This window comes from Pseudomonadota bacterium (assembly GCA_026388275.1).
Lineage (GTDB): Bacteria > Desulfobacterota > Syntrophorhabdia > Syntrophorhabdales > Syntrophorhabdaceae > JAPLKB01.
In genome coordinates this window covers 26116-51779 of sequence record JAPLKB010000026.1, presented here as the reverse complement: position 1 = coordinate 51779, position 25664 = coordinate 26116, and the positions used below count along the sequence as shown (strand labels likewise).

At 44.1% G+C, this 25664-nt stretch carries 18 protein-coding genes; 9 read left to right on the top strand and 9 right to left on the bottom strand.

The features are described from left to right. Positions 1 to 2: 2 nt before the first annotated feature. The 3 genes from NT010_07295 to NT010_07285 are packed head-to-tail and all read right to left on the bottom strand — an operon-like array spanning position 3 to position 2993. The gene (locus NT010_07295) at positions 3 to 374 is read right to left on the bottom strand and encodes an SET domain-containing protein (protein ID MCX5805856.1); all 372 of its coding nucleotides are present in this window, start codon (positions 372 to 374) and stop codon (positions 3 to 5) included. Between the two features lie 21 nt (positions 375 to 395). After that, on the bottom strand, positions 396 to 842 hold the full coding sequence (locus NT010_07290; GenBank protein MCX5805855.1) for an SET domain-containing protein-lysine N-methyltransferase: 447 nt from the start codon (positions 840 to 842) through the stop codon (positions 396 to 398). A 21-nt stretch (positions 843 to 863) separates the two neighbouring features. Further along, positions 864 to 2993, bottom strand: a complete 2130-nt coding sequence (locus tag NT010_07285) for an ABC transporter transmembrane domain-containing protein (protein MCX5805854.1) — start codon at positions 2991 to 2993, stop codon at positions 864 to 866. A 497-nt stretch (positions 2994 to 3490) separates the two neighbouring features. Between NT010_07285 and NT010_07280 the strand changes: the two genes are divergently transcribed. From NT010_07280 to NT010_07265, 4 genes are read left to right on the top strand one after another with little or no spacing between them, the layout of a single operon-like run. After that, entirely contained in the window at positions 3491 to 4045 is a 555-nt protein-coding gene (locus tag NT010_07280) for a TetR/AcrR family transcriptional regulator (protein ID MCX5805853.1), read from the top strand. Positions 4046 to 4083: 38 nt separating this feature from the next. Then, positions 4084 to 5283, top strand: coding sequence for an efflux RND transporter periplasmic adaptor subunit (locus NT010_07275; protein MCX5805852.1), 1200 nt, complete (start codon positions 4084 to 4086; stop codon positions 5281 to 5283). Positions 5284 to 5296: 13 nt separating this feature from the next. After that, the gene (locus NT010_07270; protein MCX5805851.1) at positions 5297 to 8479 is read left to right on the top strand and encodes an efflux RND transporter permease subunit; all 3183 of its coding nucleotides are present in this window, start codon (positions 5297 to 5299) and stop codon (positions 8477 to 8479) included. 1 nt (position 8480) lies between these two features. After that, complete coding sequence (locus NT010_07265) at positions 8481 to 9908, top strand: efflux transporter outer membrane subunit (GenBank protein MCX5805850.1); 1428 nt, start codon at positions 8481 to 8483, stop codon at positions 9906 to 9908. Positions 9909 to 10045: 137 nt separating this feature from the next. Here the strand turns inward: NT010_07265 and NT010_07260 are convergent, their stop codons facing one another. Continuing rightward, positions 10046 to 11269 carry a Tm-1-like ATP-binding domain-containing protein gene (locus NT010_07260; GenBank protein MCX5805849.1) on the bottom strand — a complete coding sequence of 408 codons (1224 nt, stop codon included), beginning with the start codon at positions 11267 to 11269 and terminating at the stop codon, positions 10046 to 10048. Positions 11270 to 11536: 267 nt separating this feature from the next. Beyond that, positions 11537 to 12472, bottom strand: a complete 936-nt coding sequence (locus tag NT010_07255) for a PfkB family carbohydrate kinase (GenBank protein MCX5805848.1) — start codon at positions 12470 to 12472, stop codon at positions 11537 to 11539. 91 nt (positions 12473 to 12563) lie between these two features. Here NT010_07255 and NT010_07250 point away from each other — a divergent pair, with 91 nt between their 5' ends. The 5 genes from NT010_07250 to NT010_07230 all read left to right on the top strand — a co-directional run bounded on the left by NT010_07250 (position 12564) and on the right by NT010_07230 (position 18822). Beyond that, the gene (locus NT010_07250) at positions 12564 to 13469 is read left to right on the top strand and encodes a LysR family transcriptional regulator (protein ID MCX5805847.1); all 906 of its coding nucleotides are present in this window, start codon (positions 12564 to 12566) and stop codon (positions 13467 to 13469) included. A gap of 829 nt (positions 13470 to 14298) precedes the next feature. Next, entirely contained in the window at positions 14299 to 17298 is a 3000-nt protein-coding gene (locus NT010_07245) for an Eco57I restriction-modification methylase domain-containing protein (protein MCX5805846.1), read from the top strand. Between the two features lie 78 nt (positions 17299 to 17376). Continuing rightward, positions 17377 to 17565: a hypothetical protein gene (locus NT010_07240; GenBank protein ID MCX5805845.1), complete on the top strand. Its 189-nt coding sequence runs from the start codon at positions 17377 to 17379 to the stop codon at positions 17563 to 17565. Then, positions 17550 to 17864, top strand: a complete 315-nt coding sequence (locus tag NT010_07235; GenBank protein ID MCX5805844.1) for a type II toxin-antitoxin system RelE/ParE family toxin — start codon at positions 17550 to 17552, stop codon at positions 17862 to 17864. Before NT010_07240 ends, NT010_07235 begins: the two co-directional genes overlap by 16 nt. Before the next feature lie 454 nt (positions 17865 to 18318). Further along, positions 18319 to 18822, top strand: a complete 504-nt coding sequence (locus NT010_07230) for an inorganic diphosphatase (GenBank protein MCX5805843.1) — start codon at positions 18319 to 18321, stop codon at positions 18820 to 18822. 136 nt (positions 18823 to 18958) lie between these two features. Here NT010_07230 and NT010_07225 read toward each other — a convergent pair whose 3' ends face one another. The 4 genes from NT010_07225 to NT010_07210 form a co-directional block, all read right to left on the bottom strand. Then, the gene (locus tag NT010_07225) at positions 18959 to 19372 is read right to left on the bottom strand and encodes a hypothetical protein (GenBank protein MCX5805842.1); all 414 of its coding nucleotides are present in this window, start codon (positions 19370 to 19372) and stop codon (positions 18959 to 18961) included. A gap of 22 nt (positions 19373 to 19394) precedes the next feature. Beyond that, positions 19395 to 20546: an aminotransferase class I/II-fold pyridoxal phosphate-dependent enzyme gene (locus NT010_07220; GenBank protein ID MCX5805841.1), complete on the bottom strand. Its 1152-nt coding sequence runs from the start codon at positions 20544 to 20546 to the stop codon at positions 19395 to 19397. 86 nt (positions 20547 to 20632) lie between these two features. Then, positions 20633 to 23155, bottom strand: a complete 2523-nt coding sequence (locus NT010_07215; GenBank protein ID MCX5805840.1) for a PAS domain S-box protein — start codon at positions 23153 to 23155, stop codon at positions 20633 to 20635. A gap of 231 nt (positions 23156 to 23386) precedes the next feature. Then, a complete protein-coding gene (locus NT010_07210; GenBank protein ID MCX5805839.1) occupies positions 23387 to 25645 on the bottom strand; it encodes a bifunctional dihydroorotate dehydrogenase B NAD binding subunit/NADPH-dependent glutamate synthase in 2259 nt (752 codons plus the stop codon). Between the last annotated feature and the right edge of the window lie 19 nt (positions 25646 to 25664).

The window sequence follows — 25664 nt, the reverse complement described above, 5'->3', positions numbered from 1 at the left end:
CGTCAATCAATAACCTCAAACCATAAAGGCTTTTTGTTATCGGGGTCCCGGTTATAATTTACGGTTATTTCCTCGCCTTCTTCAATATCCTTTAATGAAATAAATTCAATGGACATTTGGGGAAGATTGTTGATATACAAGGCATTGGGGTTATATGAATGATTATACAAAGAACCGAGACCTAAAGCGATTGCGGCATCTTCCATATCTTTGCCCCAACTGAAACAATAATTATATAAAACTGTTTTTTCAATGTACTCCCACTCCGCCGCTGGAATTACAATTATCGGACATTTCTCGATAATTTCTCCTTTGGCAAAATTTCTTCCAGCAAATATCCCCCGGCCTTTATTGCTTTTACCTGCATAAATCATTTCTCGGCTACCCAACCTTTGTCAGACCTTTTTATTGTTCGATGCTTTCACAATCATATAGCAATTAATAATCTCCTGGCATTTCCGGCTCCCGCACTGACACTTAAAAGACCATCTGTCATCCCAAAAAAAACATTCAGGGTCCTTTTCGAACTCTTCTAAAGTAATGGTATTATAGCTTATAGTTAATTCCTCGCCATCCTGGACCTTACAGGTAGTTACCACAGTAAGATCGTCTGTTATTATGCAGTTCGGCTCGCAGGAGTGATTGATATATCTCGCCGGGCCATAACAAATCAGCCACTTGTCTTTCCCTGTGAGCAAGACGTGGCAAATTTCATTTTCAGGCACATCTTTATACTCAACAACATCCCCCTCAAAGCGCGCCACTATAGTGCCTGGATCGAGATTATCTGCAGCTGTAAGACACTGCCCTAAGGAGTTTTTTGAGACCTTTGCAGGGTACAATTTTAATCCCTTTTTTTATCCTTAAAGATAACGGGCAATTTCCTTCTCCAAGGTTTCTTTTAAGTCAGGCGCTTTTTTAATAAGACTTAAAAATAAATCCCTTTGAAGTGCCAGTAATACAGAAGGCACAGTTGTTCGAACAGTTGCCGACCGGGGAATATTTTTGAGCAGGGCTATCTCTCCGAAATAATCGCCGTCCTCCAGGACATTAACCACCTGTTCCCTGTCTTCGGTAAGACTTTTTAGGACATGTACCCTGCCGCGGACAATTATATAAAATTTATCCCCATGATCTCCTTCCTGTACGACTACCCGATCCTTTGGATAATGTTCGGTAACAAAAAGGCCAGCGATCTCCTTTAGCAGTTCTTCACCAAGGTCTTTAAGAATTGGCAAAAGCCTTAACCTGTCTATCGTTACTTCGGCGATTTCACCATCACCGCTAAGAATAAAACCGCTTTGTTTTTGCCATAATCCACTATAGACACCTTTTTTTCGGAGCAATTCCTCGTGACTGCCTTGCTCCACTATCCGACCCCGATCAAGTACAAATATCCGGTTTGCATTGATGACCGATGAAAGGCGGTGGGTAACGGACAGGACAGTTCTCTCTCTGCCGACTTGACCAAGAGTGTTATTAATTGCGGCTTCAGAAGCCGGATCGAGAGCTGAAGTTGCTTCATCGAGAATCAGAATTTCGGGATTCCTTACAAGTGCCCGGGCAATTGCGACTCTCTGTCTCTGCCCGCCGGATAGCCTTCCTCCACGCTCACCTGCTTCTGTATCGTAGCCGCCAGGCATACTCATAATATAGTCATGAATTTCTGCTGCTTTTGCTGCCTCTTCAATGTCATGATCACTTGCCTCCTGCCTGCCCATTCTGATATTTTCCCGAATGGACATGTTAAAAAGAAAATTTTCCTGGAGGACTATGCCAATTTGGGAACGCAGGGAATCCTGGCTTACATCGCGCAGGTCAGTGCCGTCAAATGTGACTGACCCGCTATTAGGGTCATAGAACCTCATTACCAGATTAATTATTGTACTTTTACCGGAGCCGCTCGAACCAACAAAGGCAGCAGACCAACCTTTCGGAATGGTAATGCTCACATCCTTGAGGTTTAATTGTTCGCTTGTATAGCCGAAGGTAATGTTTTTCAGGGCGATTTCGCTGGAAAGGCGAGGGAGTTCGGAAGCCTCCGGCTTGTCGTCCACTCTTGGCTGCTCACTCAATATTTCCTCAATTCGTTGCAACCCTACGGAAGCTTGCATAATCTGAGGTATTACCCAGGTGATGCCATAAACAGACTGGCTCAGGCTAACGAAAATGGCGTGAAATGCTACCAGTGCCCCTATTGAAAGGTGTCCGTTGAATGCAAGGACAGCCCCGACACATATAACCATTAAATTGAAAATAAGTATGCCTATGTTGGGTGTTCTCTCCATCATATAGTTTAAAAAATTTGCATGAACGGATATCTTCATGTAATTGGCTATCTGATCAGTAAATCTTTTAGTAACAGATTTTTGCAACCCGAATGATTTTATTACTATTTGGGCGCTTACATTTTCCTGCACGGTGTTTGAAACCTTGGCCTGCTCTTCTTTGAAAACATAATTGGCTTTGTAAGTACTGCTCCCCAGCAGTTTTGGTCCTAAAAGGCATATCGGCAGACCTATAATTGAAAGCAAAGCAAGCTTCCATTGCAGGATAAACAAGAGAATCCCGCTGAAAATCAGCCCAAGAAAAGATAAAATACCTGCAGGTAACGCAAGGACAATGGCGTTTTCTACTGCGGCAAGATCAGTGGTAAAACGTGCTATAATTTCGCCAACACGCGTGCGCGAATAAAATTCTACTGAAAGCTGTTGAAGGTGACTAAAAGTCCTGACGCGTAATTCTTTCAGTACTTTCGAACCAAGCTGCGCATAGAGATAGTCCCTGCCTACAGCAATGATCGAAGCTACGATTCCTCCCGCTGCGAGCAATGCCAGGATAACTATCAGAAACTTCCGGTTTTTAGGCTCTATCGCATCGTCTATAAGGAATTTGAAACTAAGAGGCAAGATGGTGTCATAGGTCAGACCTGCAACCATACCCAGCATCAGTAAAAATACCTGAAGCTTGTAAGGACGCAAATATAACAGCATATGACTAAAAAAATCCTTCAATAAAAACACTCTCTATCTAAGATTGACAGAATTCTAAACTGTTGCTTTAATTTATTGCAATTTTTTTAAAACCCTTTAGAATCCCTATTTGAAACAAAAATTTAATAAGGTATGAACAAACATTCTTTCATCTTTTTGCATCAGGAAGCCGGTTCATACAGTTCCAGGTCGGTGAGATTTTACTATATTTTAGAGTAAATTTTAATCCATTGACACCCCATCTATTAAGTTCTATATCATATTTTCTGAGGGAATAACATTAATACTTATGCATTGAAATCAGGCATCTTCATCGCGCTTTACGATTTTTTAATAAGGAAGAACTTTGTACTTCAGATCAATAAAAAGTTTTTTGAAAAGATTTTTTTGTTTTTCTGTGTTTAAATTATAGAAATATTTTGACAATAATAACTTCCTATAGTATTTTGACTATACCGTCCAGCCGGTATAGTCAAAATATAAAAGGAGTGTGGTTTATGAGTCCACGACACAGTTCATATGATACTATTGTGGATGCTGCAGAGGCTGTTGTTATGGAAGAAGGTGCGGCGCATATGACACTGGATGCGGTTGCTGACAGGGCAGGCGTCAGCAAAGGGGGACTCCTGCATCACTTTCCAACAAAAATAGCGCTCCTTAAGGCGATGATCAGCCGACTTATCAAATCCCGGGAAGAATTCAGGAAAAAAATTTGGAATGAACTTCCAGACAGCAAGTCCCGGGGACTCAAGGCTCGTGTACTGTCATCCTTGCTTCGTGACGAGAAATCCCAACGTGTGGGTTCTTCTCTTCTTGCGGCACTTGCGTACAACCCCAAACTTGCTGAGCCTGTGCGCGAAGCTATTAAAGGTGGCTATGATGAAATCGTATCCGCAGGTGTCAAATTTGAAAGGGCCTCTGTGCTGGCCCTTGCATCGGATGGTCTCCTATTACAGGAAATCCTGTCTGTATCGCCGTTTACCGAAGAACAACGCAGCAGAATCGTAGAAGAATTGTTGAGGCTCGCTGACGTTGTGACGAGTGAGACATAAAGAGTGATTATTTAAATTTAATCAATAAAGAGGTGTATATGCAAGCAATTAGCAGAACCAGACTGATTGTAGTCATGGGAATTATCGTCCTCTGCCTGATGCTGACCTGTTGTGGAAAATCAAAGGGATCGCCTCAGGGCGGTATCCCCGAAGTTGCTGTAGTAGTAATGAAAACAGAGAGCTTTCCGATCATAACGGAAAATCCTGCACGAACCTCTGCTTTTCTTGTTGCAGAAGTAAGGCCCCAGGTGAGCGGCATCATTCAGAAGCGCCTGTTTACTGAAGGGAGCGATGTAAAGGCCGGTGAAATACTCTACCAGATCGATCCTGCCACCTATGAGGCAGCTTACGCCGGCGCCAAGGCAGCCCTTGCCAGGGCTGAAGCCAATGTCATATCCATCAGGAACAGGGCACAGCGTTATAAGGAACTGGTTACTATAAACGCAGTCAGCCAACAGGAATATGACGATGTGGTTGCTGCTCTAAAACAGGCGGAGGCTGAGATTGAGGCAAACAAAGCAACAACAGAGGCTGCAAGGATAAACCTCGCATATACCAGTGTTAAATCGCCAATATCCGGGCGTATAGGTAAATCCAATGTGACAGTGGGTGCCCTTGTGACTGCAAGCCAGCCTTCTGCACTTGCCGTTGTTCAACAGCTTGATCCGATCTATGTTGACGCGACAAAATCAAGCGTTAACCTGCTGCAACTCAAAGGTCACATAGCTGCCGGCAATATAAAAGGCATTGGTCCAGGACAGGCACAAGCGAAGTTGCTGCTTGAAGACGGCAAACCCTATCCGTTAGAAGGGACCCTGAAGTTTTCCGATGTCACCGTTGAACCAAGCACCGGATCATATATCCTCCGGACGGTCTTTCCGAACCCGAAACATATCCTTCTTCCTGGAATGTATGTGCGCGCCCTCATCCAGGAAGGTGTCGTTGACCGTGCTATTCTTGTCCCGCAGCAAGGGGTCTCACGCGACCCAAAAGGGAATCCCGTCGTGTTGATTGTTGACGCTGAAGGTAAGGTTCAGCAGCGAATGGTAACTGTTGCTCGTGCTATCGGCGACAAATGGAACGTACCCTCGGGCCTTGTACCTGGTGATCGCGTTATCGTCGAGGGTATTCAAAAAGTGCGCCCCGGCGTCTCTGTGAAGGTTGTCCCCTTTGATAACAGCAAGAAGGATAGCCCGGAGGCCGGGAAGACGATCAAGCCTGCTGCAAAAGCGAATTAAGGGGAGGTAACCAATGTTATCGAAATTCTTTCTGGACCGCCCTGTCTTCGCCTGGGTTATCGCCATAATCATAATGCTTGTAGGTGCACTTGCTATCTACAACCTGCCAATATCACAGTACCCTCCCATCGCACCTCCATCGATATACATTACGACATCCTACCCTGGAGCCTCGGCGGCAACTGTTGAAAACAGCGTGACCCAGATTATCGAGCAGAAGATGACAGGTCTCGACAAAATGCTCTATCTATCTTCTACCAGCGATTCGGCTGGGACCTCCCGTGTTGAATTGACATTTGCCCCTGGGACTGATCCGGACCTTGCCTGGTCCAAAGTGCAGAACAAGCTACAACTCGCCATGGCAAGTTTGCCCGAGGTGGTCCAGCGCCGGGGTGTCACTGTGGGCAAAGCCACCAGAAATTGGCTGATGATTGTGAACCTTATTTCAGAAGACAACAGCATGGACGGTAACGACTTAAGAGACTATGCCCAATCCAACCTGGAAAAGGTGCTGGCTCGCGTGCCGGGCGTGGGTGAGGTGGAAAACTTCGGATCCCAATATGCCATGCGTGTATGGCTCAATCCCGATAGACTGGTAGATTACCATCTGACCGTGGAGGATGTTGTTATGGCTCTAAAGGCCTATAACGTTGAGGTATCCGCCGGTCAGCTTGGCGGGTTGCCGGCAGTGGCAGGCCAGCGACTTAACGCTTCAATCATTGTCCAGAGCATGCTTAAAACCCCGGAAGAATTTGCCGCTATTCCCATCCGCATCAATCCGGACGGCTCCATCGTACGGATCAAGGATGTAGGAAGAACGGAGCTGGGGACCGACTCCTACGACATCGAGTCCTTTTACAACGACAAACCCTCAGCAGGCATGGGCATCAGGATGGCTTCAGGGGCGAATGCCCTGGATACGGCCGATGCGGTCAAAGCAAAAATGGCAGAGATGAGCCGGTTTTTCCCTCATGGGATGAAGATTACTTATCCCTATGATACTACCCCCTTTGTTAAGGTAGCCATAGAAGAGGTTGTCAAAACCCTCCTTGAGGCAATCCTGCTGGTTTTTCTGATTATGTGGCTTTTCATGGGAAACATCCGGGCGACTCTGATCCCGACCATCGCGGTGCCGGTGGTACTCCTCGGCACCTTTGCGACGCTTTCATTTTTCGGTTTTTCCATCAATATGCTGACCATGTTCGCAATGGTGCTCTCCATCGGCCTTCTGGTAGACGATGCCATCGTTGTGGTGGAGAATGTGGAGCGTATTATGAGTGAGGAAGGGCTTTCGCCCAGAGAAGCTACAGCTAAGTCTATGGAACAGATAACAAGCGCACTTATCGGCATCGGGCTTGTGCTCTCGGCTGTCTTCGGCCCAATGGCTTTCTTTGGTGGATCTACCGGGGTCATCTATCGTCAGTTTTCTATCACCATCATTGCTTCCATGCTCCTGTCTGTGCTTGTAGCCTTAATCCTGACACCGGTCCTCTGTGCCACCCTGCTCAAACCAGTAAAAGCAGGAAATGAGCAGGCGGAAAATGCAATTCGTTTCCTGCGTCCTTTTTTTGTGTGGTTTGACCGCATATTTTTCCGGATCAGAGAACGGTACGTGAAAATAGTCGGCAATTCTTTTTCAAAGAAAACGCGCTATGCGGTAATTTATGTCGTGATTGTGGCGGTTGTTGGGATTCTTCTCCTTCGCACACCTACATCCTATGTTCCTGATGAAGACCAGGGGATAATGCTTACTCAGATAATGTTGCCCACAGGCTCCACGATTGAACAGACACAGAAGATTGTAAACCAGGTACAAAACCATTTCCAGGAGAATGAAAAGGAGGCGGTGGAATCCTGTATGACGATTTCCGGTATTGGCTTTTCGGGAAGGGCACAGACCAATGGCCTGGTATTTGTCAAACTAAAGGATTGGAAGCTCCGCAACCGGTCAAGCTTGAGGGTGAAGGCTGTTGCCGAGCGGGCCATGAAGGCCTTTTCCGGTATACGCAACGCAATGGTATTCGCTTTCCCGCCGCCATCGGTGATCGAATTGGGTATGGCAACCGGATTTGACTTTCAGTTGCTGGACCGGGGTGGGCTCGGTCACCAGAAGCTCATGGAAGCCCGCAACCAGCTCCTCTTTATGGCTTCAAAAGATACACGTCTGACTAAGGTCCGGCCCAATGGCATGGAGGATATACCCGAATACAGGGTTGACGTGGACTGGGAAAAAGCCGGTGCTCTCGGGGTTCCTATCAGCTCAATTCACGCTACCATATCGCAGGCCTTCGGAAGCGCCTATGTAAACGACTTCATTCAGGCTGACCGGGTCAAGCGTGTTTTCCTTCAGGCGGACGCCCCTTACCGTATGCTGCCCAAAGACATAGAGAAGCTTTATGTACGCAATACCATGGGCAAGATGGTTCCCTTTGCTTCCCTTGCTTCCAGTCGCTGGACCACAGGTTCTCCCAGGCTCGAGCGTTTCAATGGTTTTCCTTCCATGAACATTCAGGGAGAACCTGCACAAGGAAGAAGCTCCGGTGAGTCAATGAAGGCAATGGAAGAGATCGCTGCAAAACTGCCCCAGGGGATCGGTTTTGAATGGACCGGCCTTTCTTACCAGGAAAAGATGTCAAGTGCCCAGGCGCCCATGTTGTATGCCTTTTCGATCATCGTAATCTTCCTGTGCGTGGCCGCTCTCTATGAGAGCTGGCCGATCCCGCTTGCCAATTTATTCATGCTGCCGCTCGGTGTTTTCGGCGCAACACTTTTTACCTGGGGACGGGGATTGCATAATGACGTCTATTTCCAGATAGGATTTCTTACTACTCTTGGTCTTACAACAAAGAATGCGATACTTATTATCCAGTTTGCAAAGGAGAGGATAGCACGAGGAGAAGGGCTGGTTGAAGCAACCCTTGGAGCTGTGAGGGTGAGATTCCGACCGGTCATTATGACCTCGCTGGCTTTCTTTTTCGGTGTTTTGCCTCTGGCCATCTCGACTGGTGCAGGAGCTGGTGCTATGAAGGCCATCGGTACTGCTGTAACCGGCGGAATGCTTTCTGCAACATTTATCGACCTTTTTTATATACCGCTGCTTTTTGTCGTCGTATCCCGTCTGTTCAAGGAGAAGCAACCAGCCCCGATACCTGAACAACACGACGCAGCCCCCATTACTCCTTCGGAGGGACATTAATATGATACGAAATGCATTATCTGTCATTATTGCAATCATATGTCTGGCCGGGTGTACAACCATGGCGCCGGACTATAAACGTCCTGCATCACCCGTCCCTGCCGAGTGGCCGAAAGGGCCTGCCTACAAGGAGACTATTGCCGGGGAAACCGGCCCGGTTGCTGTTGATATAGGATGGCGCGAGTTCTATGTTGATGAAAAATTACGGAATGTTATCGACCTTGCACTTAACAACAACAGAGATTTAAGGGTAGCAACATTAAATATCGAAAAGGCGAGGGCGCTTTACCGGATTCAGCGCGCCGAATTGTTTCCTGCAATAAATGCCTCCGGCAGTTGGACCGAACAGAGAATACCGGCTGACATCTCCACTGATTCAGGCGAAGCCATGAGTTTCAAACAATACAGTGTTAATGTGGGTGTAAGTTCATGGGAGCTGGACTTTTTCGGTCGTATTCGCAGCCTTAAAGATAAGGCTCTGGAGCAATATCTTGCTACCGAGCAGGCCCGCTGTAGTGCTCAGATTGCACTTGTGGCTGAGGTTGCTAACGTTTATCTGACACTTGCAGCCGACCGTGAGAACCTGAAGCTTGTTCAATCGACCCTGGAGACACAACAGGCCACTTACAACCTGATCCTGCGTCGCTATGAAGTTGGCGCATCCTCTGAATTGGATCTGCGTCAGGCACAAACCCGGTTGGATGCGGCACGCGTGGATATTGCCCGATATGTCCGCCAGGTGGCTCTGGATGAAAATGCATTGAACCTTCTCGTCGGTTCACCAGTCCCTGCTGAACTATTATCCGGGGAGCTGAATGCGGTTATGGCGCCAAAGGATATTTTACCCGGTCTGTCTTCCGATGTGCTTTTGCGCCGACCCGATATTCTTCAGGCAGAGCATGGGCTTAAGGCCGCTAATGCCAACATAGGAGCGGCTCGGGCAGCCCTCTTTCCCCGTATTACCCTGACCACCAGCATTGGAACTACGAGTAATGATCTTTCCAGATTGTTCATGGCAGGTTCCAATACCTGGACCTTCGTGCCGCAAGTTACTATGCCGATATTTGATGCCCGTTTATGGTCTGCGTTAGATGCAATTAAAGTTGAAAGAGAGATTGTTATTGCTCAATATGAGAAGGTTATTCAGGCAGCCTTCAGGGAAGTTGCCGATGCCCTTGCCCAGCGCGGAACCGTCGGGGATCAGATGGCGGCACAGGAATCACTTGTCCGGGCATCATCCGATGCCTACCGTCTTTCCAATGCCCGTTATACAAAGGGAATTGACAGTTACCTGCCGGCTCTGGATGCACAGCGTTCGATGTACAGTGCACAACAGGGACTCATAGCCATACGCCTGGCGAGACTTACAAATCTGGTGACGCTTTACAAGGTGCTGGGCGGGGGTGCGGGTGAAGCAAACCCCCGTTAAGTGTCAATCATGGTTGTGTTTCAATGATGGGAACATCCTTCGCTGTTCAAATCTTTTGTGATCCTGGGGAGGGGAGGATGAAGCTTTAATGATCGAAACGCTGAAGGATGCTCCCATCATTGATGTGTGCCTTGTATTTATTTTGTAGATTTCTTTTGTTTTATCATTCCATCCAGAACCTCTACAGCCCTTTGAGCGAAAGACAGATCATTTATGTGAGCATCAACCTCTTCGACCGGTATTTCAGGATTTAAAAGATTTTTAAGCATTTTTGTAAATACCCTGTCTGTTTCAAGATCAAAAAGCGGCATGCCTGCCTTATCTCCCTCAGACCAGCCTCTTGTTGGTATAAGGACATAGGTTGTTTTTGGTGCTTTGTTAAGCTTCGCTGCAATTATTGAGGCAAGTTTTTGCATTTCGGAACCGTCAAGACGCACGCAAATTCTTGTATCATGACCGTATATATTTCTTCCTGCCCAACTTTCCGGCATAGGATAGGAGGGACCAAAGGCGGCATTATCAAGGCCTCCGGGTGCAAATACTACAGGGATTCCCATTCTTCCGGCGGTTTCAAGGCGGCTTGGGCCTATCCCACTGCAGTAGCCTCCTATCATTTCATCTGCAATTTCATGGGGCGTGTAGTCCAAAACTCCTTTTATACGTCCTTCGGGTAAGACTTCTTCCATTGCCATTCCGCCGCAGCCGTTTGTATGAAAGCCTACCATTTCATACCCTTTTTCCAGCAATAAGTCCTCAGTCAGAGTAGCGCATTCAGAGGTTGGTCCGTACGCTGTCACTGCTACAAGAGGTCTGGATTGTTCAAAGTTCCATGGTTTTTCCATCATTCCGCATATAGCATGAGATGCCTGAGCAAGAATAAGGCGTATAAAATCATTGAATCCGAGAAGGTCTGCAACAGTATGAAACATTACAATGTCTTTAGTGCCCACATATTCCCTCACATCCCTTGATGCCATCGTAGAGGCTATTAGCTTTGGAAAACCGAACGGGAGAGACCGCATGATAAATGATACAACCGAAGTGCCGGTTCCGCCTCCAAGCCCGAAAATACCGTCCAGTTTCCCTTCCTGCATCAGACGGTTTGTTATTATACGTCCGCCATCTTGTATTGCTTCAATAGCACGGGGTCGATCATGCATCCTGATTAATTCTTCAAGCTCATATCCAGCTGCCCTTGCAAGCTCTTCCTTTGAAATATCCGGCTTAATCTGCGGATCACCTATAACCCCTATGTCCATGATAATAGGGTGAACGCCGAGACCAAGAACACAATCCCTTACGTATCCCGTTTCCCTGCCTTTTGTATCAAGCGTAGCGATAATAAGTAATTGTTTTTTCATGAAATTCTCCTTATAAATATGTTTGACTCAACTGCTGCCGGATATAACCAGCGACTTCCTTTTGGTTGTAAACACATCAAAAAAATTCACATTAACAATCCACTTAATATCACAAGCTTGGATGATTATAATTTAACTTAAGCAGTATCCGAACCTGCCGGTTTAAGTCAGAGAAAGGGGCTTCCATCTCCGTCTGTAAAAAGCCGTTAGAACAAAGCAAAATCAGTGTCGGATGCTAATCAAGCACTCAAACGCTGACTTGACAAATCAGGGCTTGCAATTAACAAACAGCCGATTTGCCTCCATTCTTGCCAATACGTCTTCAAGGGTGCCCATAAAAGGACCCTCAGATTCCATCTTAATCGATACAAGGGCTGCGGCAAATTTCAGGGAATCTTCAACGGTGTGATCTATCCTTCTTGCAAGATATGCCCCCATTGTTGTATCTCCGCGTCCGGTTCTTCCCTTAACACTTCTATTCGAGAATCGTTCAAAATAACTTTTACCCTCTTTGTATGCAAATACCCCGTCCGATGATGTTATAATAATTTCAGAGCATCCCCAATTGTCAATCATTGCTGCTGCTTTTTCAAGATCGTCTGTTCCGGTAAATGCTTTTGCCTCGGAAATATCCAATTTTACAGCTTCGACCATATGCAGTATCTCTTTTTTATCCGGCAGGTCTTTAAAATGAATTACATGTGTTGCATCATCTACCTTCCATAAAAAAGCTTGTATATCAATTGATAGTCGGAATCCTTTGTTTTTCAGTTCCTTCATAAATTCCAGGGTAAATTCCTGGTCGCTAAGGCCGCTCAGGTGAACCAAACAGGGTTTAATGGAGGGCATTTCATCCATCTGAAAGAACCCTGCGCTTCTTGCGTGATAGATTTGTCTTTCGTCGACATTCTCAGTTGGATAAACAACCTTCATGCGAGTGGTGTTAGGGGTGTGTTTGACATAGACATCAATGCCCATGTCTCTTAAAGGTTCAATAAAATGCACATATTCTTCAGACATTCTTGTTACTACTGCAATATTTTTATTACAGCATGAAGCTGCTGCTGCCCCATGGGTTGATGCACCCTCTACCCTGATAAAAGGGTTTCTTTCAAAATGAACAAATTTACATACTACTACATGTCCAACAAAAACAATATCATAGCTTTTCATTGCGATCCTTAGAGTTTCCTTATCTCTCATTAAACTTTATAGTCTTTAGGTATTGACAATTCAAGCAAAAAAGAATTAATAACAATTAAGCATAACTGAATAGTAAGAATGAGAGGTTAACATGATTCTTAATATGAATCAGTTAAGAGCATTTTATACTGCTGCAAAATTACAAAGTATTACTAAGGCAGCCCATGAGTTGATGGTCACGCCGCCCGCTATTACCATGCAGGTAAAACAACTTGAGGAAACAGTGGGCATAAGGCTCCTTGTCCGTGATGGCAACTCTATCCAGCTCACGCATGCCGGAGAATCTGTGTTCAAAAGGGCAGGAAAGATTTTTCAGGAGATTCATGACATGGAAGGTTTTTTCGAAGATTTATCTACCGGCAAGTCGGGAGAATTACGCATAGGGTGTCCCGAGACACCATTAAAACGACTGATGCCCTTGATTGCAGCTTTTAAGACAACTTATCCGGGCATAAGGATTGTCATAGACCAGGCATCCAATGCAGAAATGGTTAAAAGCATAGAAGACCATCGGAATGAACTGGCAGTTATCCGATATAAACCGAATAACAGCAGGCTGAAAGTCAAAATCATCTGGAAATATGAGGTAATTCTCGTTGCCTCGCCGAATAGTGTCCATCTGCCAGGCTCGGAAATTTCAGTGATGCAGTTATCGGGAATCCCTTTAATTATGAGACGAGAAGGTTCTGCTGTGAGAGAAGTCGTGCTTGAATATCTGCGAAAATTTAAGGTAAATCCGTTAATTGCAATGGAATCGGCAAGCCTTGTCCTTCTCAAGGAGTTTGTACAGCAGGATAACGGGGTAAGTTTTTTTGAAAGGGATGCAATTGAGGAGGAGCTTAGTAATGGTACTTTAAAACCAATCCATATCCTTGAAGGATCTCCAACATTGGGGTTCGGGATAGGATACAGAAATCGCAAGGATCTTTCTCCCCCTGCCTGGGCATTTCTAAGACTCTTTGATAAGCCTGAAGTGCTGTCAATGTTTTTTAAATAAAGCCGCTGAGGGGTTTGCGTGTATGCCTTGTCAAGTTATTCTCTTTGGACGGTCGGCGGCATGGAAGAAATATTCATCTGCGGCGATCTGCTTCGCCTTGCGATCCTACATCGTACATTCAGTACGATTGCGGCCTGCAAGGCTTACATCTCATCCACATCTGCTGCATTTCTTCCATGCCCCTGCCCACCCAAGCCGGATTCACATATATGATTATGTGAATCCGGCGGAAATGAAGAAATCATTCTTCATTTCCCATACTTCCTCCTCTCTCCTCCCGATATTTCCCTTTATAAGCCTGTTTATACTTATTCTAAGTGCCATTTTTTCATAAAAATAATGGCAATACCCTGCCGTCCCTATTGTTTTGGTTTGTTCAATCTTTCTAACAAACTTTCACGAAACTTTTTGATGACAATACCTTAAAATCCTATAAACAGGTTTTAAAAATGATATTGCGCAAAACATTGCCTGTATTGACTTAGCAGATGTTTTAGAAATCTGTGAAACTGTTTCACGGATTTTCTTAGTCATGCCTTCAGGTCTAATCTCGTGTTTTCTCAACCTGCTCATTATTTGATGTCTCTCAAAAAGCTAAATTATGTAGAACAGCCTCCATGTTTGATTTACGGGAATATTAATATTCTCCGACACTGTGTCGGAGAATATTAATTGGGAAGGCGGGATACTCAGACGAACAAAAACACCGGCAAATAGTTATTGGCATAAACCCCCTCTGCTGACGGCAAAAAATCAAGAAGAGAGAATGTCCATAAAAGCTTTTATTTTTTGTAAATTTTTAATATAATAGAAGAAAAACAGAGGAAATTTGTCGGAAACTATTCAACTCTCGGATTTGATTGAACGGTATAACCGGAATGCAGAGGCTTACAGGTCAAGTCAATACAATGAGACCCAGCTCAGGCGTGAATTCCTCGATCCTTTTTTTGACGCCCTCGGATGGGATGTGGAGAATAAGAATGGCTATGCCGAGGCGTACAAGGATGTTGTTCACGAAGATGCGATAAAAATAGGCGGTTTTACAAAAGCGCCTGATTACAGCTTCCGTATCGGCGGCACGAGGAAGTTTTTTGTGGAAGCGAAAAAGCCGTCAATTCGGATCAAGGATGACCCCGATCCTGCTTTTCAGCTTCGCCGTTATGCATGGTCAGCTAAGTTACCTCTTTCCATACTTACCAATTTTGAAGAATTTTCCGTCTATGACTGCCGTATAAAGCCCGACAAAACCGATAAGGCGGCAATCGGGCGTATCCTGTACTTTACCTGTGCCGAATATGAAAAACATTGGACGGAGATTGTGTCCATCTTCTCACGTGAGGCAGTGCTTAAGGGCTCCTTCGATAAATATGCCGAGTCAAGTAAAACAAAGAAAGGTACTGCTGAAGTGGATGCTGCCTTTCTGAAAGAAATAGAATCCTGGCGTGAGATGCTTGCCCGCATCTTAGCCCTTCGCAACCCGGACCTGTCACAGCGCAATCTCAATTTTGCAGTCCAAACAACAATTGACCGCATTATCTTTCTTCGCATCTGCGAAGACAGAGGGATCGAGGATTATGGGCGTCTGTTTTCTCTCCAGAACGGTACTAATGCATATGAAAGGCTCTGTCAGTTGTTCCGCCATGCTGATGAGCGTTATAATTCAGGGTTGTTCCATTTACGGGCAGAAAAAATGCGCCCTGAGCCGCCCGATGATTTGACTCTCAATCTTCTCATAGACGACAAGGTCATCAAAGAGATCATTAAAAATCTGTACTACCCTGACAGTCCCTATGAATTTTCAGTACTTTCGGCAGATATTCTGGGACAGGTCTATGAACAATTTCTCGGCAAGGTGATACATCTTACGGCCGGGCACAGGGCAGTAATTGAAGATAAGCCGGAGGTGAAAAAAGCAGGGGGCGTCTACTATACCCCGCGTTATATCGTAGACTATATTGTGAAAAACACCGTTGGAAAACTTCTTGAAGGCAAGACGCCGAAACAGGCGGCAAACATAAAGATACTCGATCCTGCCTGCGGTTCAGGCTCATTCCTTATCGGCGCTTATCAATCCCTTCTGGACTGGCACAGAGACTGGTATAGCTCTCATACGCCGGGGAAGTGGGCAAAGGGCAAATCGCTCGCCCTGTATCAGGCGTCAGGAGGTGGATGGAGACTTACAACAGGCGAGAGAAAACGTATACTCCTCAACAGCATCTTCGGTGTAGACATTGACACGCAGGCGGTAGAGGTTACAAAGCTTTCGCTGCTGCTGAAAGTCCTGGAGGGCGAGACTGAGCAATCCATATCACAACAGATGACGCTCTTTCATGAGCGTGCGCTGCCGGACCTCAGCAACAATATAAAATGCGGCAACTCTCTCATAGGGCCTGATTTTTACGACAACAGGCAAATGGGACTCTTTGATGATACAGAACGCTACCGGATCAATGTCTTTGATTGGAATGCAGAATTTTCAGACATCATGGAGGCAGGGGGTTTCGATGCGGTCATTGGCAACCCACCGTATGTCCGTCAGGAAATGCTCGGTGACTTAAAACAGTATTTCCAGAAGCATTATAGTGTCTATGATGGCTCTGCCGACCTTTACGCCTATTTTATTGAAAAAGGCGTTTCCCTCCTCAAAGATGGCGGTATTTTTTCATATATTGTGGCAAACAAATGGATGCGGGCAAGTTATGGAGAACCCTTACGGACATGGCTAAAAGGACAGTGTATTGAAGAGATTGTTGATTTCGGAGATTTGCCTGTGTTTGAGAAGGCTACTACATATCCATGTATTATACGTATTTCAAACACAGTGCCGAAATTGAGTTTTAATGCTGTTCAGGTCAAAACCTTAGATTTTGGAAGCCTGAAAGATTATGTAAGCTCGAATAGTTACAACATCGATCAAACAACCCTTGACGATAAAGGCTGGTCTCTCTCTGACAACCGGACACAGTTGCTTCTTTCGAAGATACTGAAACAGGGGGTGCCTCTCGGAGAATATGTGAAAGGCAAAATCTACCGTGGTGTGTTAACGGGTCTTAACGAAGCCTTTGTCATCGACTCACAGACACGTGAACAACTCATTGCTGAAGACCCGAAAAGTGCAGAGCTTATCAAACCCTTCCTGCTGGGGAGAGATGTTAAGCGATATCAGCCACCTGCAAGTAATAGATTTCTGATTTTTACAAGGAGAGGCATTAATATCAAAAATTATCCTGCTATCTACCATCATTTGCTGCAATTTAAAGAGAGACTAATGCCGAAACCAAGAGATTGGAAAGGTGAAAGCTGGAAGGGAAGGAAACCAGGCTCTTACCAGTGGTATGAAGTACAGGATGCAATAGATTACTGGGAAGAATTTGAAAAAGCAAAAATTATAATACCGTCTATCATAAAAAACGCATCATACACCTTTGATGCCAGTGGGTTTTACTCAAACGACAAAACATCAATCATTGCTTCTGATGACATGTATTTACTTGGTGTATTGAACTCAAGGGTAAGTGACTTTTTTATTCACTCAATCTCTTCTACTAAACAGGGTGGATACTTCGAATATAAACCGATGTATGTTCAACAAACTCCTATTCGCACCATCGACTTCTCCAACCTCGCCGATGTTGTCCTCCACTCCCGCATGGTCTCCCTTGTTGAGCAGATGCTTGGCCTCCATAAACAGTTTGCCGAGGCAAAGACGCCTCATGACAAAACCGCCATCCAGCGTCAGATTGACGCCATTGACCGGCAGATAGACCTGCTTGTGTATGAGTTATACGGGCTGACGGAAGAAGAAATTGCAATAGTGGAGCATCCGTGACACGTGACTTACGTTTTGCATTAAACGTTATGTAAATTTGGGTTTTAATTTAGTATAATTTATTCAGAAGGAGTGATTATGCAAACAGCAAAACAAGAGGTAAAAAATCTCCTCAAACGTTTGCCGGAAGATTGTACTCTTGAGGACATTCAGTACCATCTTTATGTTCTTCAGAAGATAGAACAAGGTATGCTGGATGCGGAAGAAGGCAGAATCCACACACAGGAAGAAGTTGAGAAGATTATGGCAAAATGGCTCGAAAAGTAGTTTGGTCTAATGAAGCTGTTGCCGACCTTGAATCCCTCGCAGAATACATATCAAGAGATTCATCTTTTTATGCTGCATCATTTGTTCGGGAAATATTAAGCGCAGGGCGCTCACTCAGTAAATATGCGGAAAGAGGAAGGGCTGTTCCCGAGCTGACCAACCCTGATATTCGCGAAATCCTTGTAAGAGAATATCGTCTTGTTTATATAATTGAAAAATTTCGTATTGTAATATTGGGCATTATTCATGGTAAAAGAAACCTGAAAACATTATGGGAAAAAGAACAAAGAGATAATTAACACCATGGCAGATATCTCTTTGAATATCGATTATAAGGCGCCTAACTTGCTTTTTAAAGCCCAGGGCAAGTTCGAAGGTTGAGTGGATGTGAACCGTTGCAAGGGTAGGGAAGTACAGTTGAGCAGGGAGCAAAACAGTGTTCCGGCCATGTCTAATAGAAAAACTCAGGAAATCCCGCGGTATCGGTTGGCAGATAGTAAGTTTTCCTATATTGATCGGGACTTTCTTTGGAGGACAGATTTTGGGCGGGTTATTCAAGCGAATAGCAGACAATTGGCAGTAGAAGCATGGGTGTCCTGTTTAAGGTATAGGGAATTAATTAAATACAGAAAAACAATATATTTCACCTAAATTTGAAGAATTATCCAACATGCAGTATTATAAAATACATAAGAAAAACCAATTTCAACGACATGAAGCTACATGGTTAAAAAGAAGCATAGGAGGCTGGATATGACCGAAGAGAAGAATGAAGAAATTGTTGAAGTATTAATAGAGATTCCGAAAGGAAGTCGGAATAAATATGAATATGATAGCGTGAGAAAAATAATCAGGTTTGACCGGATGTTATTTTCATCTGCGATATATCCTTGTGATTATGGCTTTATTCGAAATACTATCTCTCTTGACGGAGACCCGCTTGATGCATTGGTTCTTGTATGGGAGTCAACATTCCCCGGCTGTCTTATAGAAGTCATACCTATTGGTGTTTTTTTAATGAAAGATGAAAAAGGTCCGGATGAAAAGATTCTTTGTGTTCCCTTAAAGGATCCTTTCTGGAATTACATAAAAACAATGTCTGAAGTTCCTCCGCATCTATTAAAAGAAATAGAAAACTTTTTTACAATTTATAAAGAGCTTGAGAATAAAGAAGTTGAAATATTGGGTTGGCAGGATGAAACAGCGGCAATAAAAATCATTAAAGAATCAAAAGACAAATTTAAACAACTTTTTTAGGATGATACCGGAAGCATTCAAGGAGGGCGGCCGGTTCGTGGCGTTGGTTACGGTGGCTGGCTTCCTGCTGGCTTTTGTTGTTAGTCACTTAGCAGGAAGCAATTTGTAAGCATTTTGGCGACATGCCGTTAATTTTTTATTGTTTCTTCCCCTCTCCGAAATTGAAAACCCAACAGCTGTAACAACACGTGGAGCCTTCTAAATAATTATGCTCCTTGCATATATACTTTCCGCAATAGGTACATTGGGCTACTTCTATTGTTGAAGAACAGTGCTGCTCATCGCAAATCCTGTTTCCTTTTTCATCAAATTTCCTCTGGCTTAACCTTATCCATTCTTTGTTTTGCCTGTCCTTTTCAGCAATCAGTGCCTCCATGATATCTGGACGCATCTCATGAATGAATTCACCTATTGCCCCTTCGATAAGTGTATTTCTTACAAATTCATCCTTTATCTCTCTTGTGATATGATCGATAATATTTTTAATCTCGTCACTTTCAGATGCCTCAAGTTTTATGTCGAGATGTTTTATGTCATCCATTATGCTCATATTATTCTCCCATTTAATATAATTACAGTGTTTTCAGCCATGCATCTAATCGCTTACAGCCTTCTTTAAGCATTTCCAGGCTGTTTGCGTAAGAAAAGCGGATATGCGATGATGCTTTGAATAAGCCGAAATCATATCCGGGTGTGATGGCAACTTTTGCCTCATTTAATGCCCTTTCAACAAACTCCATGCTGTCAAGCCCCCATTTTTCAATACCTGCGTAGATATAAAAAGCACCTTCCGGGTCTATCGGTATATTGAAACCCATTTGTTTGAGCTCAGGAAGCATAAAATCCCTTCTTACCTCATAGGTTTTCCGCATCTCTTCCAGTTCGTTCTTTACATCAAATGCGCACAATGCGGCATACTGTGATATAGTCGGAGGGGATATAAAAACATTCTGAGCTACTTTCTGGATAGGCCTTACGAGTTCCTGAGGCACAACCATCCATCCGAGTCTCCACCCTGTCATAGCGAAGGCTTTTGAAAATCCGTTAATAACTACAATATCTTCCGATAAGGTAAGTGCTGTCCTTGGCTTTTTCCCGTATGTCAGCCCTTTGTAAAGTTCATCTGCAACAATGACTTTACCTTTTCCGGAAAGAAACGTGTAGAGATCGTAAATGGTTTCTTCACGATAAACAATGCCTGTCGGATTTGATGGTGTAGAGATAATAAGTGCACCGGGAAGCTTTTTTAAATGATGCAGGTGATCAACTGTGACTTCGAATCCTGTTTCTTCAGTTACGGGAATTGAAATTACCGGCGAATCAACTAGGAGTGCAAAATTTTTGTAACACGGGTATCCCGGATCAGAAACACCAAGAGGATTCCATCTGTCGAGAAGCACTGCCGACAAAAGTAAAAAGGCCCCTGATGTGCCGCTGGTAATTATGATCCTCTCAGGAGGTATATTTATATTTTCTGATTCATAATAGTGTTCCGATATTTTATTCCTCAGTTCAGGTATACCGAGGCTGTGGGTATAAAATGTCCTGTTCTCTTTTACCGCCTCTATGGCCATTTCCTTTACTGCCTGTGGAGTGGCGAAATCTGGTTCGCCCACTTCCATGTGCACAATATTTTCACCCAGTGCTTCCATGCCTCTGGCTTTTTCAAGCAGCTCCATGACATAAAAAGGGGTAATTTTTTCTGATCTTTTTGTGATTTTCATTGTTATACCTGTTAATCAGGTGCAAATTTAACAAAATAGCAGGGGCCTGTCAATGCAGTTATTGATTGATACTGATCGAAAGCATTTTATCGGGGTATCGTGAAATAGAAAGTAGCTCCTTTACCAACTTCTGCCTCAGCCCATACCCGTCCTCCATGCTGTTTGACAATACGCTTCACAATTGCCAATCCGAGACCTGTACCTTCAATTTCTTCTTTTGTATGCAGACGTTCAAATATTTCAAAAATTTTATCAGCATATTTCATTGAAAAACCGATGCCGTTATCTTTTACATAATAAACATTTTCTTCATTTTCAACCAATCCTGCCACCTCGATTACAATAATTCCATTTGGCTTGGCATACTTGACAGCATTGGTCATGAGGTTGACCAGAACTTGCTTCAGCATGTTTCCGTCGCCTCTTGCATCGGGAATATTTTTAGTGTTCAATTCGATTACCCGGTCATGGTATATTGCTTTGAGTTGATTAAATATCTCCTGTACCATGAGATTCATTTTAACCTGTGAATGCTGTGTTGGTTTGCCTCCAAGCTTGAAAAAGGTTAGCAGGTCGCTGATGAGTTCTTCCATATGCATAATGTTCGTGTTGATAATTTTCAGATATTGCTGACCCCTTTCATCAATGCAATCATCATATTTCTCCAGCAGTCTTCGGGAAAAACCCCCTATGGCAACAAGAGGTGTTCTTAAGTCGTGTGCAAGAGAAAAAGTAAAGATTTCTAAACTTGCGTTAATGGTTTTAAGTTCCATAACATGCTGTTCAAGTTCCTGATTCAGGATATGAACCCTTTCCTCAGCTCGTTTACGTTCTGTAATATCCATTAAAACTGTTATGCTGTATTCTTTCAGGTATGTTGTTCTGAACTCAATATCCTTAGTTTGTCCATCTTTACACTGTATTGTAAATTCTTCGTCTGCGCTTCTTCCTCCCTCTGGTAATCTGCCCCTTTCCCAGGCATCGATAACCTTCTTTCTGTATTCCGGGTCAGGATAAGCTTTCTGAAACCATTCTCTTCCAGTAGGAACATCCTGAAGAGTATAACCTGTGATGTTCGTGAATTCAGGATTTATGTATTGATAAATTCCATTCCTATTGACCAAAGCTATACCCATAGGGTCGTTTTCAAGGATAGCAAAAAGCTTTTCCTTTTCCGATTGAAGAGATTCCTCCGCTTTCTTACGTTCGGAAATATCCTCAGTAGTACCTTCATAACAGATGATTTTCCCATCCGCATCTCTGACAGCACGGGCATTCAGGGAAATCCACAGAATACTTTTATCCTTGCGGTACAGTCTGGCCTCGAAACGTGATACCGCGTCATGTTTTTCATAAAGTTCTTTCAGCATTTTCCTGTCGTCAGGATTAACATATAACTGATTTTCTATATCTGTAACAGCTTCTATAAACTCCTGAGGAGATTGAAAACCGAACATTTCGGCAAGGGCCGGGTTAGCATTGAGGAAACGGCCATCCGGGGTATTCTGGAATATACCTTCAACTGCATTTTCAAAGATACTGCGATACTTTTCTTCCGATAACAGTAATTCCTCTCTTCTGTTTTCTAATTCTTCAGCCATTTCATCGAAGGTTTTTGCAAGTTGAGAAAGTTCTCCTCCTTCATGGTTCATGCCTGTACGGGCTTTCAAATCTCCAAGCCCTAAACGTTTTGCAGCATAAGCAAGCTTGTCTACTTTTTTAGTAATCAGCATATCTCCGATAAACCAGAAAAAGAACAGCGCAATAATTGAAATTGCACTGACGGAAATGAGATTTTGAATTAATATCTGTCGTGCTGCTGCAAGAGCTGTTTTTTCAGGTATACCTATGCGAATATTAAGATATGGAAGCTCACCTTCCTTAAGGCGTAATTTTTTATATGCATAGAGACGTTTTGCGCTTTTGATATCCGAATCAATAAAAGTGCCTGCGTCATTCTGGTTTTGCATCTGTTTTATAATTTTTGGGGTATCAGGCTTTCCAATATATTCTTCGCGGTCTGGATAATGATAAATAACCACATCTTTATAGTCAGTTAAGACAAGTTGTGAACCTTCCGGTAATCGTGAAAGCGAGAAAACATTGCTGTAGCGGGTAAGATTGAGCGTAACTCCAACAATTGCCCTGATTTTGCCATTGGCGCTTAACACAGGATAGGCAAAGGAAAGTATCTGGTGTTTTGATATGCCTCCAATACCGAATTCACCGATTGAGAAGGCTTTTGTCATTATTGCATCTCTATAGAATTTTCTTTGAGTTACTGTTTGAGATTTATAAGGTAAGGCAGATGAAAAAATTATGCCGTCGCCGGTAACGGCAAATATATTTGCATATAATTGCCGTTCCTTTAGTAATGCACTGAATAATTGATTACACTTATCAATATTTTTGTTCTGTACCTCAGGCAGCTTGGCAAGTGTCATCAGAAACACACGTGTATTTTCCACAATCTGTCCCTGTTGAAATGCTATATCATAGACAATATTAAGGGCATTTGATTTTGCCTTCTCTATCTCATATTTCTGTCTGTGCAAACCGGAATATAGGATAAAACCGAGTGAAGGAAGAGCCAGTATCAGTATTAACAATACCAAATGCGTCCTGATTGAATAAAGAAATGAATATTTCACAATAGTTCCCTGAATATATTTAAATACCTTGTTTCCGTTCAGAAGATATTCTACTAGATTTTATCAGATAAATGTTTATTCAGACAACAATAAAACAGGAGATTGGAAATATTCCCCAATCCCCTGTTTTATTGTTGTAGTTATAAAGGCAAAAACCGCAGTCCCGCAACTTTGCGGGACTGCCGCTGCCTACCATTGTCCGGTTTTTAGATATTCGTCCATTGCTGCTGCTGCCTTTCTGCCTGCACCCATTGCAAGGATAACTGTTGCGGCGCCGGTTACAATGTCGCCGCCGGCAAATACGCCCTTCTTACTGGTTTTGCCTGTTTCCGGATCAGCTTCTATGTTTCCTGTTTTACGCAGTTTCAAATCTTTTGTTGTTGATGTCAATATCGGGTTAGGACCCTGTCCTATTGCCACAATAATTACATCCACATCAATGATATGCTCGGAGCCTTTAATCTCAACAGGTCTTCTCCTGCCTGATGCATCAGGTTCACCGAGTTCCATCTTCACACATTCGATGCCTTTGACCCATCCGTTCTCATCGCCTATAACCCTGATAGGAGCGGTGAGCAGTCTGAAATCAATACCTTCTTCTTCTGCATGGTGCGCCTCTTCTGCTCTTGCCGGCATCTCTGCACGTGAGCGGCGATAAATAAGGTAAACATCGTCAGCCCCCATTCTCTTTGAAATCCTTGCTCCGTCCATTGCCACATTACCGCCGCCGATAACGGCCACCTTGCTTCCAACCCTTACCGGTGTATCATATTCAGGGAAAAGGTATGCCTTCATTAAGTTGGCGCGGGTAAGAAATTCATTGGCTGAATATACACCGTTTAAGTTTTCACCCGGTACTTCCATGAAATAAGGCAAGCCTGCGCCGGTGCCGACAAAAATCGCATCATAACCCTTTGCAAAAAGCTCGTCAACTGTTGTGGTCTGACCTATAATCATATCAACTTTTATTTTTGCCCCGAGTTTTCCTACATAATCCACTTCCCTCTGGACTATTGCCTTTGGGAGACGAAATTCTGGAATTCCATAAACAAGAACGCCACCGGCCTTATGGAGCGCCTCAAAGACTGTTACCTCATGGCCCTTTTTCGCAAGCTCACCGGCAACAGTCAATCCTGCAGGCCCTGCGCCGACTACGGCAACCTTTTTGCCTGTCGGTTTTTCAGGCTCAGGTGCACGGACATCGCCCTGACTGAGTTCATAGTCAGCGGCAAAACGCTCAAGCCGGCCTATGGCAATAGGTTGACCTTTTTTACCAAGTATACATTTTTCTTCGCATTGTGTTTCCTGCGGGCAGACGCGTCCACACACAGCCGGTAGACTGTTGGTTTCTTTTATCGTATGGATTGCGCCCATAAAATCGCCATCCTTAATCTTTTTTATAAATTCGGGTATTTTAACATTAACAGGACATCCTTCAACACAGGGCATATTCTTGCAGTTCAGACAGCGTGCTGCCTCACGGAGCGCGTTTTCTCTGGCATATCCAAGGGCGACTTCATTAAAGTTCTGCATCCTGACCTTCGGATTCTGCTCAGGCATGGGTTCACGCTTCTTTGATTTTTTCAATGCCTTTTCTTTTTCCTCGAGCTTACATTTGTGATCCCACATAGCACGGCGCTCTTCCCTGTTATACATCTTTCCACGGAGCATCAGTTCGCTGAATTCAACCTGGTGGCCGTCGAATTCAGGGCCGTCAACGCAGACAAACTTTGTTTCCCCGCCAATAGTGGCGCGGCAGCAACCGCACATACCGGTACCGTCAACCATAATTGTATTCAGGCTTACGACAGTTTTTAAATTGTGAGGACGGGTTACGTCACATACCGCTTTCATCATGATAACCGGTCCAATGCCTATTACAAGATCAATCTTTCCTTTCTCTGCGATGAGTTTTTTCAGCACATCTGTAACGAATCCATGATGACCGTATGTTCCATCATCTGTTGTCACGTATAATTCGCTGCTTATCGCCTTCATTTCTTCTTCAAGGATCAGCATCTCTTTTGTACGCGCGCCTATAATGTTGATAACTTTATTCCCTTTTTCAAAGAGGGCTTTTGCAATCGGATATACAGGAGCAACGCCGACGCCGCCGCCCACGCAGACAACTGTTCCAAACTTCTCAATGTGACTTGGTTTTCCCAATGGTCCTACTACATCAAGAATTGTCTGTCCCTGTTCATACTTTTCCATTTTTTGCGTTGAAGAGCCGACTGCCTGGAATATAACCGTAAGCAAACCTGTTGCCCGGTCAAAATCGGCTATGGTTAATGGTATACGCTCTGCGTAATCGTCTACTCTTAAGACCACGAATTGCCCCGGTCTGGCCTTGTCAACAATATCAGGCACATAGAGCTTAAAAAGCACGATTGAGGGCGCCAATGTCCGTTTTTCAACAATTTCATTTAGTTTTGGTTCATTTGCCATATCTTCTCCTTTTTTATAT

What these genes read in the sequence shown, in the direction of transcription:
- NT010_07230 (MCX5805843.1), top strand. Translation starts at nt 18,319, where the DNA reads ATGACCGAAGAGAAGAATGAAGAAATTGTTGAAGTATTAATAGAGATT.
- NT010_07235 (MCX5805844.1), top strand. Translation starts at nt 17,550, where the DNA reads ATGGCTCGAAAAGTAGTTTGGTCTAATGAAGCTGTTGCCGACCTTGAA.
- NT010_07220 (MCX5805841.1), bottom strand. Translation starts at nt 20,546, where the DNA reads ATGAAAATCACAAAAAGATCAGAAAAAATTACCCCTTTTTATGTCATG.
- NT010_07255 (MCX5805848.1), bottom strand. Translation starts at nt 12,472, where the DNA reads ATGAGAGATAAGGAAACTCTAAGGATCGCAATGAAAAGCTATGATATT.
- NT010_07285 (MCX5805854.1), bottom strand. Translation starts at nt 2,993, where the DNA reads ATGCTGTTATATTTGCGTCCTTACAAGCTTCAGGTATTTTTACTGATG.
- NT010_07275 (MCX5805852.1), top strand. Translation starts at nt 4,084, where the DNA reads ATGCAAGCAATTAGCAGAACCAGACTGATTGTAGTCATGGGAATTATC.
- NT010_07260 (MCX5805849.1), bottom strand. Translation starts at nt 11,269, where the DNA reads ATGAAAAAACAATTACTTATTATCGCTACGCTTGATACAAAAGGCAGG.
- NT010_07210 (MCX5805839.1), bottom strand. Translation starts at nt 25,645, where the DNA reads ATGGCAAATGAACCAAAACTAAATGAAATTGTTGAAAAACGGACATTG.
- NT010_07265 (MCX5805850.1), top strand. Translation starts at nt 8,481, where the DNA reads ATGATACGAAATGCATTATCTGTCATTATTGCAATCATATGTCTGGCC.
- NT010_07240 (MCX5805845.1), top strand. Translation starts at nt 17,377, where the DNA reads ATGCAAACAGCAAAACAAGAGGTAAAAAATCTCCTCAAACGTTTGCCG.
- NT010_07270 (MCX5805851.1), top strand. Translation starts at nt 5,297, where the DNA reads ATGTTATCGAAATTCTTTCTGGACCGCCCTGTCTTCGCCTGGGTTATC.
- NT010_07225 (MCX5805842.1), bottom strand. Translation starts at nt 19,372, where the DNA reads ATGAGCATAATGGATGACATAAAACATCTCGACATAAAACTTGAGGCA.
- NT010_07295 (MCX5805856.1), bottom strand. Translation starts at nt 374, where the DNA reads ATGATTTATGCAGGTAAAAGCAATAAAGGCCGGGGGATATTTGCTGGA.
- NT010_07250 (MCX5805847.1), top strand. Translation starts at nt 12,564, where the DNA reads ATGATTCTTAATATGAATCAGTTAAGAGCATTTTATACTGCTGCAAAA.
- NT010_07280 (MCX5805853.1), top strand. Translation starts at nt 3,491, where the DNA reads ATGAGTCCACGACACAGTTCATATGATACTATTGTGGATGCTGCAGAG.